The organism is Moorena sp. SIO3B2, assembly GCF_010692525.1.
Lineage (GTDB): Bacteria > Cyanobacteriota > Cyanobacteriia > Cyanobacteriales > Coleofasciculaceae > Moorena > Moorena producens.
The window spans coordinates 1-18,125 of the sequence record NZ_JAAHHE010000129.1 but is presented as its reverse complement, the minus strand read 5'-3'; the positions used below and the strand labels follow the sequence as shown (position 1 = coordinate 18,125).

The following is an 18,125-nucleotide window of genomic DNA, read 5'->3' as shown; positions in this document are numbered from 1 at the left end:
TAAGCAATTTTTCCAGCACCTTTTCCGCTCTTGAGATTCCCTTCTATTTGTTGTTAGGGGTGTTGGCTGGATTGCTAGCAGCTTTGTTTAATCAGGGAATTCTGTCCAGTCTGAACTTTTACGACCGCCTCAAGCTCAGCTTACCATTGCGGATTGGTATAGCTGGGATGCTGGGTGGGTGTATTGTAGCACTGCTACCGGATCAGTTCCATAACAACAGTGGTTTGCGGGAGTTGTTGCTCAGTGGTAATGTCGGCTGGGAATTTACCACTCTCGCTTTTGTGGTCTATTTCTTACTAACCATAATTGCCTATGGTTCTGGAGCACCAGGGGGGTTGTTTCATCCCTCCCTAGTATTGGGTTCCGCATTAGGCTATTTAGTGGGCATCGGTGAGTATCAACTGCTCGGATTAGGTTCTCCGATTACCTACGCCTTGGCAGGGATGGGAGCATTTTTTAGTGCCGTTTCCAAGGTACCGATCACAGCCATTGTGATCGTGTTTGAGATGACAACGGACTTTAATCTAGTCCTACCGTTAATGATCACCTGTGTGGTTTCCTACCTAGTTGCCGATCAATTAGCTAAAGGGTCTCTCTATCAACGTTTGTTGGAGAGGAAAGGCTACAGTTTGCCTCAAGTAAAGGTAGAGAAAAGTACCTTAGCTGGTTTGAAAGCATCTGACATTATGCAGCGCCGGGTAGAAACCCTAGGGAGTCAGATGACTTTAGATCAAGCCATTCAGACCTTTAGTAACTCTAGTCATCGCGGCTTTCCAGTCGTTGCTCAAGGGAAATTGGTGGGGATCATTACTCAAGAAGATATGGCCAAAAACCGAGACCGACTGCCTGGAAACACCCCTATAAAGGAGATGATGACTCCACAACCGATAACAGTTAGACACAATGACACCTTAAGCCACGTTCTCTACATTCTTAATCGTTATCAACTTAATCGGTTACCTGTTCTAGAAAACAAAAAGTTAGTTGGAATCATTACCTTTAGTGATATTATTCGTGCCGAAGCTAACCAACTTAGTGGGGAAAAAGAGCAGCTAGGACCGAGTCCTGATCCCTCCTATGGCGTCTATTATACTCGCGCTCCAGCTACCGGCAGTGGACGGATGTTGGTTCCCTTAGCTAATCCCCAATCAGCACCAGTATTGTTGGAAATAGCTACTGCTATTGGCCAGGTACACGACTATGAACTTGAGTGTTTGCAGGTAATACCTATTTCCCGGAGCAATAGTCCTGCTCAGACAGCAGTTGATACTACTAAAAGTCGCAGATTGCTAAGGCAAGCGGAAAGGCTAGGGCGACGGTGGGAAATGCCAGTTCACACCCAAATCCGGATATCCCACGATACCGCTCAAGCAATTCTAGAAACTATTAAACAACGACATATTAATCTGATTTTGATGGGATGGAAAGGAGCACCATCTAATAGTCCTAATCAGATTTTTGGGAATATCATCGATACCTTGATTCGACAAGCTCCCTGTGATTTAGTATTGCTGAAATTACCCCAAGGCAAGGAAGTAGTAGATGATGTTAAATCTGCTAAGTACGGTTCACTAGCTAAGACCTGGAAGCGTTGGTTAATCCCCATTGCTGGTGGACCGAATTCTAGCCGTGCCCTACAATTAATCCCGATACTAGCAACCCTTGCTAAAGCAGAGCAAATCGTAGTAACTCAGGTTTTTAACCCTCAAGCTGGGGAACCTGTAATGACTAGCTTGGAAAAAGCTACCTATTTCCTCAAACAGCAACTCAAAGGTATGTGTGATGTGGTATCAATTCCGATCCGTTCCTATTCTGTTTCTGATGCTTTGATTCGTTTAGCCAAGGCTCAAAAGTATGATGTAGTCGTGATCGGAGCTAGTCGAGAGGGATTATTGGAGCAGGCGATCCATGGCAATATTCCAGAAGCGATCGCACGGGGTGTTGATAGTACTGTGATTTTGGTTAGGGAAGCACTTCATTAATTAGGGAATCGGGAGTCGGGAATCGGGAATCGGGAATCGGGGTAAGCATTCAGCTGTCAGCTTATGTGCTACGCACACGCTACGCGAACAGCTTATGTGCTACGCACACGCTACGCGAACAGCTTATGTGCTACGCACACGCTACGCGAACAGCTATCAGCTTTTATTTATCAGCTATCAGCTAAAGGCTGACCGCTGACAGCTGACCACTGACCGCTAATAACTGACATTTTATAATTCTATCTTCATTCTAAATTCTTTTGAGCAAACTTCCGCAGTTTAGGATCGGGGTCATGCTTTGCTCTATCCTGCAATAAAGACCTGCTTTGGGAATGGTTAGGATAGTATTTGAGAATGGCTTTAAGGGCTACTTGTCTAGGATTTTCATGCCACTTTTCCTTACGCTCAAAGGGGTCATTGACAGTGCGATCGCATAAAAATTCCCATAACCAAGGCTGATCGTGCCAAACTTCAGCTAACTGTTCAATTGCTTTACCTCGCACCGACGAATTTTTATCAGAGCGAGCCGATTTTTTAAGTAGGGGCAAGGTATCTCGGTGGTCTTTGTAACCTTGAGCTAACTGTTTAATTGCTGTAATTCGCACCGACAAATCAGTATCAGAGCGAGCCGAGGCTTGAAGTAGGGGTAAAGCATCTGGGTGGTTAGGATAATATTTGAGGATAGCCTTAAGGGCTACTTGTCGAGGATTATCTATGTCTATTGGGAAAAAGAACACATCTTTTTTCTCATGCTCAAAGGGGTCATGGAGAGTGCGATCGCATAAAAATTCAAATAACCAAGGCTGATTGGCCGTAGGCCACGCTTCGCGATCGTGCCAACCTTGAACTAACTGTTCAATTGCTGTACTTCGCACCCACCAATGCTGATCAGAGCGAGCCAATTCTTGAAGTATGGCTAAGGTATTTATGTGGTATTTGTAACCTTGAGCTAACTGTTCTATTGCTATAACTCGCACCAACGAATCTTTATCAGAGCGAGCCCATTCTTGAAGTAGGGCTAAGGTATCTGGATGGTCTTTGTAACTTTGAGCTAACTGTTCAATTGCTGTACGTCGCACCAACGAATCTTTATCAGAGCGAGCCCATTCTTGAAGTAGGGCTAAGGTATCTCGATGGTCTTTATAACCTTTAGCTAACTGTTCTATTGCTGTAAATCGCACCCACGAATCTTTATCAGAGCGAGCCCATTGTTGAAGTTGGGGTAAGGTATCTCGATGGTCTTGCCAATGGGTTGCTACTGCTACCACAGGTTGAATGCGAAGATCATATACTAACCTTACCTCATTTTCATACTTCATATAATCAGAATTTAGATCATAATGAATTAAGTCTTTGACGCGATTCAGTAATTCACTATCCGTTGATTTAATTTCATAGCGATTCCTAACCTCAGACAAACAATCCGCCGCCAGAAATAAATTATTAAACTTATCCCCTTCTCCATCTTGTGCCATCAAATACTCAATAATTTCTCCACCTTTATTAGAATCAATCCTTCCCACAATCAACCTCAGCACTTCATGCCACGATTCATCCCGCCAGTGTTTACCAAATACCTCGGTTTTTAACTGTTCTAGGGAAATCTCCTGTTTTTTCTCAAATTTCCTGACAAATTCCCAAGCACAGAAATATTCCAAAAATGTCCGATGCACAAAAGCGTAATAATCGGCTCCCATGAAACACAAGATAAAATTGCGGGTGCGCAACTGATTAATCATTACCTTAGCCACGTCTCTGGGATTAGTAACCTCTCGCAGTTTCAGCTCCTCTTTGATAATTGTTTCTAAATCTTCGCCACTAATCAGATTTCCCGCTAATCCTGCTTGATTGCCCTGCATAAAATATGCTACTTTTCCCAGCATCTGTTGTTTATCTTTATAATCAATAGTCTTGGGATCAACACGATTATCTTCTAGTAATAATCGTTCCACATCCCATTGATGGAGCAGTAATCGAGAGGATTGGTTATAAAGTTCAGAACGGTCACGAGGCAATTCTTGATTGCGATTCAGAATTGCCATCATGGTTAGTAATAGGGGATTTACCGCCAGTTGTCGAATCGGGGAAGATGTCTCAATGGCTTTTTGTAAGCGCTCCCTTTTCCTAACTTTATCGGCTTGATCAGTATCACTAAAGGTTAGATTATGCCAGTCCTCGATAAATGTTTGAATTTGTTGCGACTCCAAGTCTTGGAGCATGACATGACGAAATTCAGCATCCCGTAGCCGTTGGGGTTTATAACCAATTACCCGAGATGTCAGAATTACTCTTACTTTAGGATACTTATTCGTAAAGCGATGAATATCAGTAATTACATCTTCTCGTTTCCCTGGCTCAAACACTTCATCCAAGCCATCAAACATCACTAATGCCTTACCATCGTTTAACTGCTGATCAAGGTGATGTTGATTCAGATGACATATCGCTCCACTGCTTTGATGGCAGAATTCCAAGAAATCCTTACACTGTCCACTATCCCGATTCCGGATATAGGTGCGTAATTCAATTAGTAAGGGAATCCGTAGAGAAGGTTCAGTAGTTATATCGGTTCTTGCCCAATCCAATGCTAAATATTGCAGCAACGTAGATTTACCAGAGCCTGGGTCTCCTAAAACCACCAAATACCGATAGTCTTGAGAGTCCTTAATTACATCCAATATTGATTTTATCGGCTGTTGATAGTAACGCTTTTTAGCTCGTTGCAACTCTTCTTGGTCAATTTCCTTGTCTAGTTGACCACTCTCGCGCAGTTTTTGATAATAATCCTTAGGCTGTTCATGAATCGCCTCTGGCATCAAGTCATGAACCTCTCGCACATTTTGGGGGATAAATATATTCCAGAGTTTTAGTTCGTTATAAGCACAGCCACTAGTATCTAAACTATCCAATTTGAGATTACCGTAGCTCTCTAGGAGTGCTTCCTGATATTCCCTTAAGTCAAAATCTGGGATAATTCCTGGTTTAGTGTTTTCTGCGATCGCTTCCAAAGTTTGGGAATCTCGGATAGGCCGTAATTCATCGGATTCCCGAATAATCGTTTTTACTTCCTTGACATACCGTTTACCAATATAGTGCCAATCAAATCCTTCCGGTAATTCTAATAAGTTAAGCTCAATCCAAGTCTGGGCTAAGGTATCGGTATCTATTCGTTTACAGCCATACTTGAAGGCACTACCCAGGATAGCTTTAATGGATTGATGTTTAATATACTGCTTGAGGGGTTTAGTATACTGTTTTACGTCTTGCTTAGATAAATCCGCATCTTCCAATTCTTCTTCCACTAAAGCCACAAATTCTTTTAAGGCTTTACCCAAGAGTTTTTTCTGGATATTTTGATCCGATAGTCCAGTATAGTCTTTGATAGACTCTTTGAAAAACTCTTTAGTGTAGTCTTCTAGAGCTTCTTTCGCCAAAGGACCAATTACTTCCTTGGCCAGATAGCCACCGGCACTAGAAATTCCCCAAACTGCTAACCAATCCAGCATGATGTTGGTAGTTGTTTTTCGGTTTATTTATCATTATATACGAAAGGCAATCAGTTTGACCTGATAGTGCGTTACGGGACGGACTTTCTCAACACTGGCTAAGGATAACATGAGGGCGAGCCTGGTGCATCTCAATGCATGCTATTTGACGCGGTGGTGCGTTACGGGCAACAACCTAACACTTGCTATGGCTTGCGTCTTGGCGAGCCCGTCCCTAACACACCCTACGCCTTAATTCTAAATTCTAAATTCTAAATTCTTCATTCTTCATTCTTCATTCTAAATTCTAAATTCTAAATTCTAAATTCTACATTCTACATTCTAAATTCTAAATTCTACATTCTAAATTCTTCATGCTAAATTCTCCTTAGCAAACTTCCGCAGTTCAGGATCGGAGTCATGCTCTGCTCTATCCTGTAATAAGGATCGGGTTTGGGAATGGTTAGGATAATATTTGAGGATGGCATTAAGGGCTGCTTGTCGAGGATTGTTTTCTAGTCCATAGACAATCACGTTTTTCTTATCCTTATTAGGATCATAGGGGTCATGGAGAATGCGATCGCATAAAAATTCAAATAACCAAGGCTGATTGGCCGTAGGCCACGCTACGCGATCGTGCCAACCTTGAGCTAACAGTTCAATTGCTCTACCTCGCACATCCGAATCAGTATCAGAGCGAGCCGATTCTTGAAGTAGGGCTAAGGTATCTCGGTGGTCTTGGTAACGTTTAGCTAACTGTTTAATTGCTGTAACTCGCACATCCGAATCAGTATCAGAGCGAGCCGATTCTTGAAGTAGGGCCAAGGTATCTCGGTGGTCTTGGTAACGTTTAGCTAACTGTTCAATTGCTGTACATCGCACCTGCCAATCAGTATCAGAGCGAGCCCATTGTTGAAGTAGGGCTATGGTATCTCGGTGGTCTTTGTAACCTTTAGCTAACTGTTCAATTGCTCTAACTCGCACACTCGAATCAGTATTATAGCGAGCCCATTGTTGAAGTAGGGCTATGGTATCTCGGTGGTCTTTGTAACCTTTAGCTAACTGTTCAATTGCTGTAACTCGTACCCACGAATCAGTATCACAGCGAGCCCATTGTTGAAGTAGGGCTATGGTATCTCGGTGGTCTTTGTAACCTTTAGCTAACTGTTCAATTGCTGTAATTCTTACCCACGAATCAGTATCAGAGCGAGCCAATTCTTGAAGTATGGCTATGGTATCTCGCTGGTCTTTGTAACTTTTAGCTAACTGTTCAATTGCTTTACATCGAACATCCGAATCAGTATCACAGCGAGCCAATTCTTGAAGTAGGGCTAAGGTATCTCGGTGGTCTTTGTAACCTTGAGCTAACTGTTCAATTGCTCTAACTCGCACCTGCCAATCTTGATCACAGCGAGCCGATTGTTTAAGTATGGCTAAGGTATCTCGGTGGTCTTTGTAACCTTTAGCTAACTGTTCAATTGCTGTACCTCGCACCCACGAATCAGTATTATAGCGAGCCAATTCTTGAAGTATGTCTAAGGTATCTAGGTGGTCTTTGTAAGCTTGAACTAACTGTTCAATTGCTCTAACTCGCACCTCCGAATCAGTATCACAGCGAGCCGATTGTTCAAGTAGTGCTAAGGTATATTGGTGGTCTTTGTAACCTTGAGCTAACTGTTCAATTGCTGTAATTCGCACCTCCGAATCAGTATCAGAGCGAGCCGATTGTTTAAGTAGGGCTAAGGTATCTCGGTGGTCTTTGTAACCTTTAGCTAACTGTTCAATTGCTCTACATCGCACCCACAAATCCGTATCAGAGCGAGCCAATTCTTGAAGTATGGCTAAGGTATCTCGGTGGTCTTTGTAACCTTTAGCTAACTGTTCAATTGCTGTAGCTCGCACCCACAAATCCGTATCAGAGCGAGCCAATTTTTTAAGTAGGGCTAAGGTATCTCGGTGGTCTTTGTAACCTTGAACTAACTGTTCAATTGCTCTAACTCGCACATACCTATCAGCATCCGAGCGAGCCAATTTTTTAAGTAGGGCTAAGGTATCTCGGTGGTCTTGCCAATGGGTGGCTACTGCTACAACAGCTTTAGTGCGAATATCACGGACTAAGTTGGCCTCATCTCCATACTTGTTATCAGTAGAATTTAGATCATAATGAATTAAGTCTTTGACGCGATTCAGTAATCCAATATTCGTTGATTTAATCTCATACCGATTCCTAACCTCAGATAAACAATCCCCTGCCAGAAATAAATTATTAAAATCATCCTCTACTCCACCTTGTTCCATCAAATACTCAATAATCTCTCCAGCTTTGGTAGAATCAACCATGCCCACAATCAACTGGAGCGCTTCATGCCAATATTCATCCCGCCAGTGCTTACCAAATACCTCAGTTTTCAACTGTGCTAGGGAAATCTCCTGCTTTTTCTCAAATTTCCTGACCAATTCCCGAGCACAGAAATAGTTCAAAAATGTCCGATGCACAAAAGCGTAGTAATTGGCTCCCATTGAACAGAAGATAAAATTGCGGGTACACAACTGATTAATCATTACCTTAGCAACAGCTTTAGGATTAGTAACCTCCCGTAATTTCAGCTCCTCTTTGATAATTCTTTCTAAATCTTCCCCACTAATCAGATTTCCCGCTAATCCCCCTTGATTACCCTGCATGAAATCTGCCACTTTTCCCAATATCTGTTGCTTATCTTGATAATCAATAGTCTTCGGATCAACACGATTATCTTCTAGTAATGCTAGTTCCACATCCCATTGATGGAGCAGTAACCGAGAAGATTGGTTATAGAGTTCAGAGCGGTCACGAGGCAATTCTTGATTGCGGTTCAGGATTGCCATCATGGTTAGTAATAGGGGATTTTGCGCCAGTTCTCGAATCCGAGAGGATGTCTTTATTGCTTTTTGTAAGCGCTCCTGTTTCCTAACTTTATCGACTTGATCAGTAAAGGTTAACTCATGCCACTGCTGGATAAACGTTTGAATTTGTTCCGACTCCAAGTCTTGGAGCATTACATGACGAAAATCAGCATCCCGTAGCCGTTGAGGTTTATAACCAATTACCCGAGATGTCACAATTACTCTTACCTTAGGATAATTATTCGTAAAGCGATGAATATCAGTAATTATATCCTCTCGTTTCCCTGGCTCAAACACTTCATCCAAGCCATCAAACATCACTAAGACAATACCCGCCTTTAACTTATCATCAAGTTTATTTTGATTGAGATGACATATCGTTCCACTACTTTGATGGCAGAATTCCAAGAAATTCTGACACTGTCCACTATCGCGATTCCGGATATAAGTGGGTAAGTCAATCAGTAACGGAATCCGTAGAGAACTTTCAGTAGTTAGATCAGTTCTTGCCCACTCCAATGCTAAATATTGCAGCAAGGTAGATTTACCAGAGCCTGGGTCTCCTAAAACCACCAAATAGCGATAGCCTTGAGAGTCCTTAATTACATCCAATACGGATTTAATTGGCTGTTGATAATAATCCTTTCTAGCTCGTTGCAACTCCTTTTGGTCAATTTCGATATCTAATTCACCACTCTCTTGCAGTTTTTGATAATAATCCTTAGGCAGTTCATGAATCCCCTCCGGCATCAAGTCATGAACCTCTTGCACATTTTGGTGGATAAATATATTCCAGAGTTTTAGTTCATTATAAGCACAGCCACTAGTATCCAAACTATCCAATTTGAGATTACCATAGCTCTCTAGGAGTGCTTCCTGATATTTTTTTAATTCAAAATCTGGGGTAATTTCTGGTTTAGTGTTTTCTGCGATCGCTTCCAAGGTTTGGGAATTTCGAATAGGCCGTAACTGCTCTGATTCCCGAATAATATTTTTATTTTTTACTTTCTTATTGTTCTTTTTTTTTCCTTTCTTGAGATAGCTTTTACCAATATAGTACATAGTGCCAATCAAATCCTTCCGGTAATTCTAATAAGTCAAGCTCAATCTAAGTCTTCGCTAATATATCGGTATCTATTCCTTAACAGCCATACTTGAACGCACTGCCCAGGATAGCTTTAATGGATTTATGTTTAATATACTGCTTGAGAGGTTTACTATACGGTTTTAATTTTTGCTTAGATAAATCAGCATCTTCCAATTCTTCTTCCAATAAAGCCACGAATTATTTTAAGGCTTGACCAAAAATTTTTGGGTATTTTGATCCGATAGTCCAGTATACTCTTTGATAGACTCTTTGAAAAACTCTTTAGTGTAGTCTTCTAGAGCCTCTTTTGCCAAGGGACCAATCACCTCTTTGGCGAGATAGCCACCAGCACTAGAAATTCCCCAAACTGCTAACCAATCTAGCATGATATTGGTAGTTGTTTTTTGGTTTATCTATAATTATAAAGTAAAAGGAGTAGGGAGCGGTGCGACCCGTGGCGAATTTAATAATTAGATGCGGAAAGCGCACCGAGGGAGTCGGGAGCAGGAAAGTCCAATATAGCGTTTATGGGATGTATGAGGTACGCTTCTCAAGCTCAAAGTCCCTCTTTTATAAGGGAAACGGGGGTACGCTTTGGGAACAGGGAACAGGGAGCACAGCTGATGGCTGACAGCTGACAGCTGACAGCTGAGGGCTAAATGCTTACCGGCAGTTGCTAAGATCAAACTCATCAGTCGGAAAAATTGAGGTCATCTCATGTCACTTGCCAAACCCTCATTTAAAAAAGTTATTCTCCCTCATCCGGCTAAAGAAACCCTGCCCACCATGTATGATTTACCCAGTGAAGATCCCGAGGAGCCGGGTTTGCCTGACGAATTTCATCTTTGGCAACCACAACTGTGTAGTGAAACATTTCGCCCTCCCAATTATGACAGCGAAAGGGTGTTTGTGGCCAGTGACTTAAATTTATATTATGACCCCAACCATACCGCTTGGTACAAACGACCGGATTGGTTTGCGGTAGTAGGGATTTCCCGATTCTACCAGGGACGAGAGCTCAGAATGAGTTATGTGATCTGGCAAGAAGAAGTCAGACCAATTGTGGCGATAGAGTTTCTCTCTGCCAGCACCAGAGATCAAGACCTTGGTTACAGTGAACGAACGGGAGAACCACCAACGAAATGGGAAGTGTACGAGCAGATTTTAGCAATTCCCTACTATATCACCTTTGAGCGAGTCACCAACGAATTAAAAATCTTTCACTTAGATGGCGGCAGCTATCAACCCCAAACAATAGATAATTCCCAATTTTGGATCCCTGAGTTGCAATTGGGTTTAGGGCTATGGCTTGGGGAATATCGGGGATTGAATCGGTTGTGGCTACGTTGGTATGATCAAGATGGAAATTGGATTGCCACTAACGCAGAACGAACCGAACAAGAACGGCAACGAGCCGAACAAGAACGGCAACGAGCCGAACAAGAATACCAACGAGCTGAACAGGAACACCAACGAGCTGAACAGGAACACCAACGAGCTGAACAAGAACGTCAACAGAAGGAACTGGCTCAACAACGAGCTCAACAACTAGCAGAACGGTTACGACAGATGGGTATTAATCCCGATGAAATTTAACCCCTGTCTGAGTTTTTCTGTAAGCTATCAGCTATCAGCGTGTCGCGTATCAGCTATCAGCTAAAGGCTGACCACTGACGGCTGACCGGTCAAGGATTATTGGGGATGTGATCGATTTGGGCATAGCCACTGAAAACTAGCTTTTTACCCTGGGTCTCTAGACGATTGATGCGCATAGTAACACCATCAAGGTTGAAGCGGTCTAGATCCACCATATTGTTCAAGATCTCATCCAGGGCTACTGTCAAAGTTTGAGATATTTCTTGTAACGACTCTGGTATTTCATTAGCTTGAAACTGGGAGTCTTTAAACAAAATCCGCCGTCGCCGCTCTACTCCGATGGTAGATGTCATACTAATCGGTACTATGCCGTAATTCGGTAGATCAGCCTTAGCAAATAACCGTAGACCATTGTTCGGTTGCAGCTGCACTTGCACCTCAGTAAAGGAAACCGGAGCACCACCAGATAGTGCGGTTAAGGCTGGTGTAGAAAGGTTTTCCAGCCGCTTTCTTACTAGTTGTGCTTTAAAGGATTGGTTGATGTCAGCTTCAGTAAGAATAACTTGAGCGATCGCTTGAGTAGGTTGTTTCAGAGAAATCTTACCCTGAAGCACTGAGCTGAAATCCAGAGAGACAGCATCGGTTTCAAAGGACATCTCCTCTGTCCGGAATTCCCGACGAATCACTAAACCACGACCACTCATTTTGAAACTATCGATGCTACCTTGTAGCAACTTGCTAGAGGGATAGCAGCGCACAGACACATCTACCGATTCGCTTGTGGTAAACAGGTGGCGAATGGTCTTGCTGGCAACAGTATTGAGCAGCTGTTCACCCCAGTCAGTGCCAGAATTATTTGTACCGGTGAAGCCACCTAACATAACCATCTTGCATCCTGCGAGAGTTACTTCTACATTTGTAACAAAATGTGAAGAACTCAGCAATCGATCCTAGGGATTAAGGTTATTTGGTTATTCCCCATTGACATCCAGTGTAGCGTAAGTTAATCGGTTGTTCACCTTTAGTGTCCAGTGCAGGGTAGGTTATTTGGTTGGTTATCGGTTAATCAGCTGTAGTATATCAAATGTAGTATCTCAAACTGGTTAGCTCCAGAGGTCTCGGTTGTAGGGCTTTAGTTGTAGACCTAAAGGGGTCAAAAGCCAGTCTCAACCTTTATAGCATTTGTCATAGTTATCAAGTACATTCAATTTTCTTATCCAATCTTGATGGACTCGCTCATGGAGGGGAAGCCATCATGAAGGCGCTGGCTCCCCAATGGCTGGGCTGCTCCCTACTCTCTACTCCCTGCTCCCTATTCCCTAACAACCAGAGCCTAAGTACCTGACCCAATTGAGAACTACTTTATAATCCTTCACCTAATTGTTTACTTTCGTAAAATGTAGCTTAATATAATTAAGGCTTTATAATACTTGTAAAAGTTAGTCAAGAACAAAAATTAACCTAAAGTTGCGGTCTGTAACGTAATTAATGGGATTTTTGGGATGAGTATCACCGATTCTCATTTACCGATTACCCCTTACTAAACTCAGTTACAGCAAAGACTCCAGGTCAATACAGCAACCAGAGCTTTTTTTGTTCTCCTACTTTGTAAGCACCCCGCTCGCCCATAGACGAGGCAATAACACCAATAGTTAATCCCACATCTCCGCCAGCGGGTAGGACCAACGGGCTAATCTTGCCCGAATAGCTAAAAAACTCGGTTAAAAACTTCTAGGTATACGATTATTATGAGCGATAGCACTGTGAGCGATAGCACTGTGAGCGATAGCACTGCAATCAATGAAAACACTACCGCAGTTCAGCTAGCAGAAGCTCCAGCACAGGAAACCTCTGCCCTGGATACACTTCCCCCTTTACCTGGAAACCGTCCCATTGCTCCTAGTGAGCTTCATATTAGTGAAACACACAGCATAATGGGACATCGACCAATTGATGCCAGTAATCTCCAGGTATTAGAAACGATGTCTGTAATGGGAGAGCGCCCCATCACTTCTAGCAACATTGAGGTACTCGGTATCATGAAGGTGTCTGGGGAGAGACCAATTGCTGCTAGTAGTCTTCATCTTGACGAAATAGAGTACATCATGGGCAAGCGTCCCATCGCCCCAAATGATATTGATGCTGATCCACAGCTGATGGGTTATTTAGATTAAATTCAATCACCTGTTGATTTAGCGTCCGCTCCCACAACTGTTTTTTCCACGAACCACCCCTGTTTCAAAACAGGGGAATTTTGTGATTAGCTATTACTCAAGCCATTAGTCATTAGTAATTAGTAACGTAAGCCATAGATTAACCTTAAACCTTAAACCTTAAACCTTAAACCTTAAACCTTCAACCTTCAACATATCAAGGTGTTCTAAAAAATACTGACGATATAAATTACAACAGAGTGTGACTTGATTTCTCTGAACACTCACCAAACCCATACTCTGTAACTTATAGATACTGATTGGATCTAGTTCAACTCCCCTATCTGCTATAACCACCTGTTTAAGAGTAGTAGCTAAATCAGGATTTGCCCTGAGTACACTCAAGTGTTGCCGCAAATAGTCACTATAAATTCCCGTAGCAGTAGCTGCTTCAGCGAGTAATTGTTCTAGGCTAATGTTATGATAAGCCAAATGATAGAGAGCAAGCTGCACTAATCCCGGATGTCCTCCCACCATAGCCATCAGTTTCTCAGCAGCTTCACTATTTGACCAATGTAATCTATAAAGCTGCGCTAACTGCTGGATTTGCTGTTTGTTAAACTCGGGTAACTTAATCGGTAATCCCACATTAAACGGAGATTGGGAAGTTTCCAGAGCAACATAAATTTCTGTCGAGTAAACCACAATCACCCGCAGCTTTCGCCACACCGGTAGTTGTTTAGCTTCCTCATGCCAAGAGCGCAATAAGGGCAAAAAATCTTTAGCAGTTTGGGCATGCTCAAACAGGTGATGAACTTGATCCATTGCCAAAACGAGGGGATGGTGTATTTTTTCTAGGATATGTTCTTGTAAGTAACTCATACAGCTGACCTTACTGCCTAGGTCTTTATCCCAATAGTCATCCAGTTGGTGGGGAAGCTGGAGTTGGTAACTGACGTTAACACATAACCAGCGCAATAGCCGGTCTAAATTACTTAAAATGGCGGTTTCGGCTTGGTCAAAATTGAGGTATACTCTGTGATATTGTTTTTCTCTTGCCTGGTCTAATATTCGCAGCAGCAAAGAGGTTTTTCCTGTCTCTTTTGGTCCTGTAATCCGGAGCAAACTCCCAGGTTGCTGGATGGCTTGATAGCAAAGCTCTTCAATAGGAGGACGCTTTATATAAAGCTGAGATGGTAGGGGAAGTGCTCCACTGGGAAATTCAGCAATTTGACGTAGGCATTGACGGCGGTAATATTGCTCAATTATCTCTTGATAGTAGGGAGTAATCGGGGTTGTCTCCAGGGTGTTCCGGAAATTGGTCTTGGTGATCGCTTTGCCAAAAATATCTCCCAGTAATCGCCACAACTTATAGGCAGTCTTTCTGAGGTATTCAGGACCATAGTGTGCTTCGATCGCCATATCGGTATAGGTTTTTCCTTCCCAGGCTTGGTGCAGTATCCATTCCTGAAGTGGAGTCAACTTGATTTTCTCAACACTTTTGAGGATGTCAAGTACCTGATCAATAGTCATCACTAACAGTTCCCCAATATCTCAAACGACACTTTAGCGCTTTCTAACAAGGCAGACAATTAATTTAGGTTGATTCAGTGATTAAACTGGCTACACTTGCTAATTGACAAATACATACTATTATGTATAGTGCTGACATGCCTATCAAATGGTTGTCTTGGGATAGTTGACAAATAACTTATTTAAGGGGAATAATTCGGTTTTAGGTATATTCTAAGGGATTCGGGGTTAATTGAGTGGGTTAATCCGATAAATTTCCAGCAGACTGGGTCAATAGTGTAGCCAAATTTTAAAAGCAATTGGCTACATTTTTGTGTTGACGGTAGAGGATACTATCGCCACAATGCTATATGTTGCTCCAACAAATAGAGCTTGTCTGCTAAATCCATAGGTTGAGATAAGTCGGTTGCTATAAATAAAGGAAATATGTAGATTTTTTGTGGTTTACTGTTGATGTATTACTCTTAGTAATAAATGCTCAATGAATAATATTTTAGCGACTAATAGTTTATCTTTAATTACAGCTACAGCCACTGATTTACTTCAATAAATTAATAAGCAGGCAACCTTTTGGTGTGACTATCAAAACTATATAATAATTAATTGCCGCCAGGCATTAATTTAACTAATTCAATATGATTTTGCAGATAATTTGGCATGACAAACCCATTAATAATTATTTGTATTGATAATGATCCATCAGTTCTCAATAGCCTAAAAACATCTCTAGGTAAGACTCTCGGCAAAGAACATCTGATTGAAAATTTTGAAGGGAGTAAAGGGGTTGTCAAGTTAGTCGAAGAGTTGCGCCATGATGAGTCTGAAGTTGCTTTAGTTTTGGCTGGTGCTGTTATCCCTGATCTAAAAGGGGATGACTTATTAAACATAGCTTATTTTTTCTCTAACCAAACTATCAAAATTATGCTGACGGATGATCTGGATTTGGAAGGGACAGCCAAGGCAATTCGGTATGCAAAGTTATATCGTTACCTAGGCAAGCCTTGTCCATCTGAAGACCTTAAATTGACAGTCATAGAAGCCATACATAGTTATCTTCTTGAGGAAACATTGAAGGCACAAAATCGCCAACTTCAGGAACTCAATCAGCACTTGGAAAAAATAATCTGTGATCAAGCAGCACAGATTTCAGAATATACTACAGCACCAGAACAAGCTAATCAAGAGTGGCAGCACCTGAGTTCTATAAACCGTCACCAAGCTGTCCTAGTTGACGAACTGCTAGAGAAGCAGTATCAATTGACCCAGTTCCTAGAAAGGATGCCTGTGGGTGTGGCTGTGTTTAATGATAAGGGGATACTAGAATTCCTCAATTATAAGGCGCGGCAGTTATTCGGAAAGGGAGTCGTGCCATTAACTACAGTTGAGCAAATGCCAGAGGTTTATCAACTTTATGTTGCCGGAACCAATCAGCTATACTTTGCTGAAAAATTAGTTGCTGTAAAGGCCTTAAAAGGTGAAAACTCCACCCTCGATGATATTGAAATCCACCAAGAAGACAAAATTCTCCCTATAGAAAGTTGGGGAACACCTATCTTTAATGAATTGGGTAACATTGCCTATGCTATCGTTGCCTTTCATGATATCACCCAACGCAAAAAAGCAGAAGCAGAACACCTACGCTTGATGCAGGAATTCTCGCAAGTTAATCAAGCTTATGAAAGCTTTGTTCCCCATCAGTTTCTCCAGTTATTGAACAAACCAAGCATTGTCGATGTTCAATTAGGGGATCATGTTCAGCAAGAGATGTCGGTGCTATTTTCCGATATTCGCTCCTTTAGCACCCTCTCGGAAAGTATGACACCTGAGGAAAATTTTGAATTTATCAATACCTATCTTTCTCGTATGGAATCTGTCATCACTGAAAATCATGGCTTTATTGATAAATACATGGGGGATGGGATTATGGCTCTGTTTAACGAAAGTGCTAATCATGCGGTCAACGCCGGAATTGCTATGCTCACATCCCTAGCTGACTATAATCAATCTCGGCGAAGCTCAGGACACCCAGCCATCACCGTTGGCATTGGCATCAATACTGGTTCCTTGATGTTAGGAACAGTGGGAGGAAAAAATCGGATGGATAGCACTGTCATCAGCGATGGGGTTAATTTAGCGTCTCGTTTAGAAGAATTAACGAAACCTTATGGGGTGCCATTATTAATCACTCACCATACTTATTGGAAGTTAGATAATCCCTTAGCTTATGCCATTCGCTTGATTGATCGGGTACCAGTGAAGGGCAAATCCGAAATGGTGACAGTTTATGAAATCTTTGATGCCGATCAACCGCAAGTGCGAGAGGGCAAGTTAATTACTCGCAGCAAATTTGAACAAGCCTTGGTGCTTTATAATCTGCGTTATTTCTCCAAGGCATCAGTTCTGTTTCAGGAATGTCTACGCTTGAATCCAGGAGATAGTGTAGCACAAATTTATCTTGGACAATGTCAACTTCATACTCGTCTCTCTGGAGTGACTAAAATCAAGCAACATTTAAAATCCAGTTAATAAAATTTTGATTATGATGTAATCCCATTAGCTAACAACACACTGTCGTTTTCAAGTCTGGGCTTAATTTAGAGTAAACCCCATATCAGGTAAGGCTTTTAGGTAAGTGCGATTGACCTGCATGTCACGCGGGGCGCGATTGGCCGTAGGCCACGCTAAAAGCGAACGCACTTTTTGTCATAAATGCTGGTAAGACCGCAATCAATCTGATCACAAGCCCACGCTAACACAACTTTTTTAGCGTGGGAGGGCAACCTAACTTGGTATCAATTTTATCAATTTAAAGATTGACCGTTGGATGTTGAAGATGCCAATTTTTCCAATTGCTCCTGCTGGTCTTGGCTAATGCAAGCTTGAATCACTCCCTCCAAGTCCCCCTCCAGCAAAGGAGCGAGGGAATAATTTTGACCCAGTCGGTGATCGGTGACCCGATTATCTTTGTAGTTGTAGGTGCGGATTTTCTCAGAACGAGCCCCTGTACCAACTTGGGAACGCCTCATCGAGGTCACCGCTTCCTGTTGTTCCTGTAACTTGATCTCATACAGCTTAGCCCGGAGAATTTGCATGGCTCGCTCTCGGTTTTGCAGCTGAGATCGTTCTTCTGTACAGAAAATGCGAATTCCTGTAGGCTTGTGGTATAAATCAACTGCCGTTTCCACTTTGTTTACGTTCTGACCACCAGCACCACCAGAACGGGCTGTAGAAATTTCGATCTCCTTGGGGTCAATCTCCACATCCACGTCATCAACTTCTGGCATCACGGCTACCGTTGCTGTTGAGGTGTGAACTCTACCGCCAGCCTCAGTTACAGGTACTCGTTGGACTCGATGAACCCCAGCTTCAAACTTCAGCTTGCTGTAAACTTGCTCTCCCTGAATTT

13 protein-coding genes are annotated in these 18,125 nt (G+C 42.3%); 6 read left to right on the top strand and 7 right to left on the bottom strand.

The window, feature by feature from the left end:
- Both F6K38_RS22875 and F6K38_RS22870 read left to right on the top strand, forming a co-directional pair.
- The coding region (locus F6K38_RS22875) for a chloride channel protein (protein WP_287357529.1) at nt 1–1,982 on the top strand (1,982 nt) is incomplete at its 5' end.
- 63 nt (nt 1,983–2,045) lie between these two features.
- Complete coding sequence (locus F6K38_RS22870; RefSeq protein ID WP_287357527.1) at nt 2,046–2,174, top strand: hypothetical protein; 129 nt, start codon at nt 2,046–2,048, stop codon at nt 2,172–2,174.
- Between the two features lie 53 nt (nt 2,175–2,227).
- Here F6K38_RS22870 and F6K38_RS22865 read toward each other — a convergent pair whose 3' ends face one another.
- The 4 genes from F6K38_RS22865 to F6K38_RS22855 form a co-directional block, all read right to left on the bottom strand.
- Nucleotides 2,228–5,488, bottom strand: coding sequence for an NACHT domain-containing protein (locus tag F6K38_RS22865; RefSeq protein ID WP_287357525.1), 3,261 nt, complete (start codon nt 5,486–5,488; stop codon nt 2,228–2,230).
- A 351-nt stretch (nt 5,489–5,839) separates the two neighbouring features.
- Complete coding sequence (locus tag F6K38_RS22860) at nt 5,840–9,412, bottom strand: HEAT repeat domain-containing protein (RefSeq protein WP_287357523.1); 3,573 nt, start codon at nt 9,410–9,412, stop codon at nt 5,840–5,842.
- Between the two features lie 79 nt (nt 9,413–9,491).
- Nucleotides 9,492–9,632: a hypothetical protein gene (locus F6K38_RS44355; protein ID WP_287250419.1), complete on the bottom strand. Its 141-nt coding sequence runs from the start codon at nt 9,630–9,632 to the stop codon at nt 9,492–9,494.
- Between the two features lie 8 nt (nt 9,633–9,640).
- Complete coding sequence (locus F6K38_RS22855) at nt 9,641–9,823, bottom strand: hypothetical protein (protein ID WP_071102165.1); 183 nt, start codon at nt 9,821–9,823, stop codon at nt 9,641–9,643.
- Between the two features lie 68 nt (nt 9,824–9,891).
- Between F6K38_RS22855 and F6K38_RS22850 the strand changes: the two genes are divergently transcribed.
- Both F6K38_RS22850 and F6K38_RS22845 read left to right on the top strand, forming a co-directional pair.
- Nucleotides 9,892–10,068 carry a hypothetical protein gene (locus F6K38_RS22850; protein ID WP_154659986.1) on the top strand — a complete coding sequence of 59 codons (177 nt, stop codon included), beginning with the start codon at nt 9,892–9,894 and terminating at the stop codon, nt 10,066–10,068.
- Between the two features lie 86 nt (nt 10,069–10,154).
- Nucleotides 10,155–11,033: a Uma2 family endonuclease gene (locus F6K38_RS22845; protein ID WP_008191141.1), complete on the top strand. Its 879-nt coding sequence runs from the start codon at nt 10,155–10,157 to the stop codon at nt 11,031–11,033.
- An 89-nt stretch (nt 11,034–11,122) separates the two neighbouring features.
- On the opposite strand, the gene F6K38_RS22840 is transcribed toward F6K38_RS22845, so the two are convergent.
- Nucleotides 11,123–11,914, bottom strand: a complete 792-nt coding sequence (locus F6K38_RS22840) for an LmeA family phospholipid-binding protein (RefSeq protein ID WP_008191143.1) — start codon at nt 11,912–11,914, stop codon at nt 11,123–11,125.
- Nucleotides 11,915–12,781: 867 nt separating this feature from the next.
- On the opposite strand from F6K38_RS22840, the gene F6K38_RS22835 reads away from it, so the two are divergent.
- On the top strand, nt 12,782–13,207 hold the full coding sequence (locus F6K38_RS22835; RefSeq protein WP_008191146.1) for a hypothetical protein: 426 nt from the start codon (nt 12,782–12,784) through the stop codon (nt 13,205–13,207).
- A 159-nt stretch (nt 13,208–13,366) separates the two neighbouring features.
- Here the strand turns inward: F6K38_RS22835 and F6K38_RS22830 are convergent, their stop codons facing one another.
- Complete coding sequence (locus tag F6K38_RS22830) at nt 13,367–14,719, bottom strand: AAA-like domain-containing protein (protein WP_008191148.1); 1,353 nt, start codon at nt 14,717–14,719, stop codon at nt 13,367–13,369.
- 657 nt (nt 14,720–15,376) lie between these two features.
- Between F6K38_RS22830 and F6K38_RS22825 the strand changes: the two genes are divergently transcribed.
- Nucleotides 15,377–17,245 carry an adenylate/guanylate cyclase domain-containing protein gene (locus tag F6K38_RS22825; RefSeq protein WP_287357521.1) on the top strand — a complete coding sequence of 623 codons (1,869 nt, stop codon included), beginning with the start codon at nt 15,377–15,379 and terminating at the stop codon, nt 17,243–17,245.
- 275 nt (nt 17,246–17,520) lie between these two features.
- On the opposite strand, the gene F6K38_RS22820 is transcribed toward F6K38_RS22825, so the two are convergent.
- On the bottom strand, nt 17,521–18,125 hold a 605-nt coding region (locus F6K38_RS22820), incomplete at its 5' end, for a peptide chain release factor-like protein (RefSeq protein WP_287357519.1).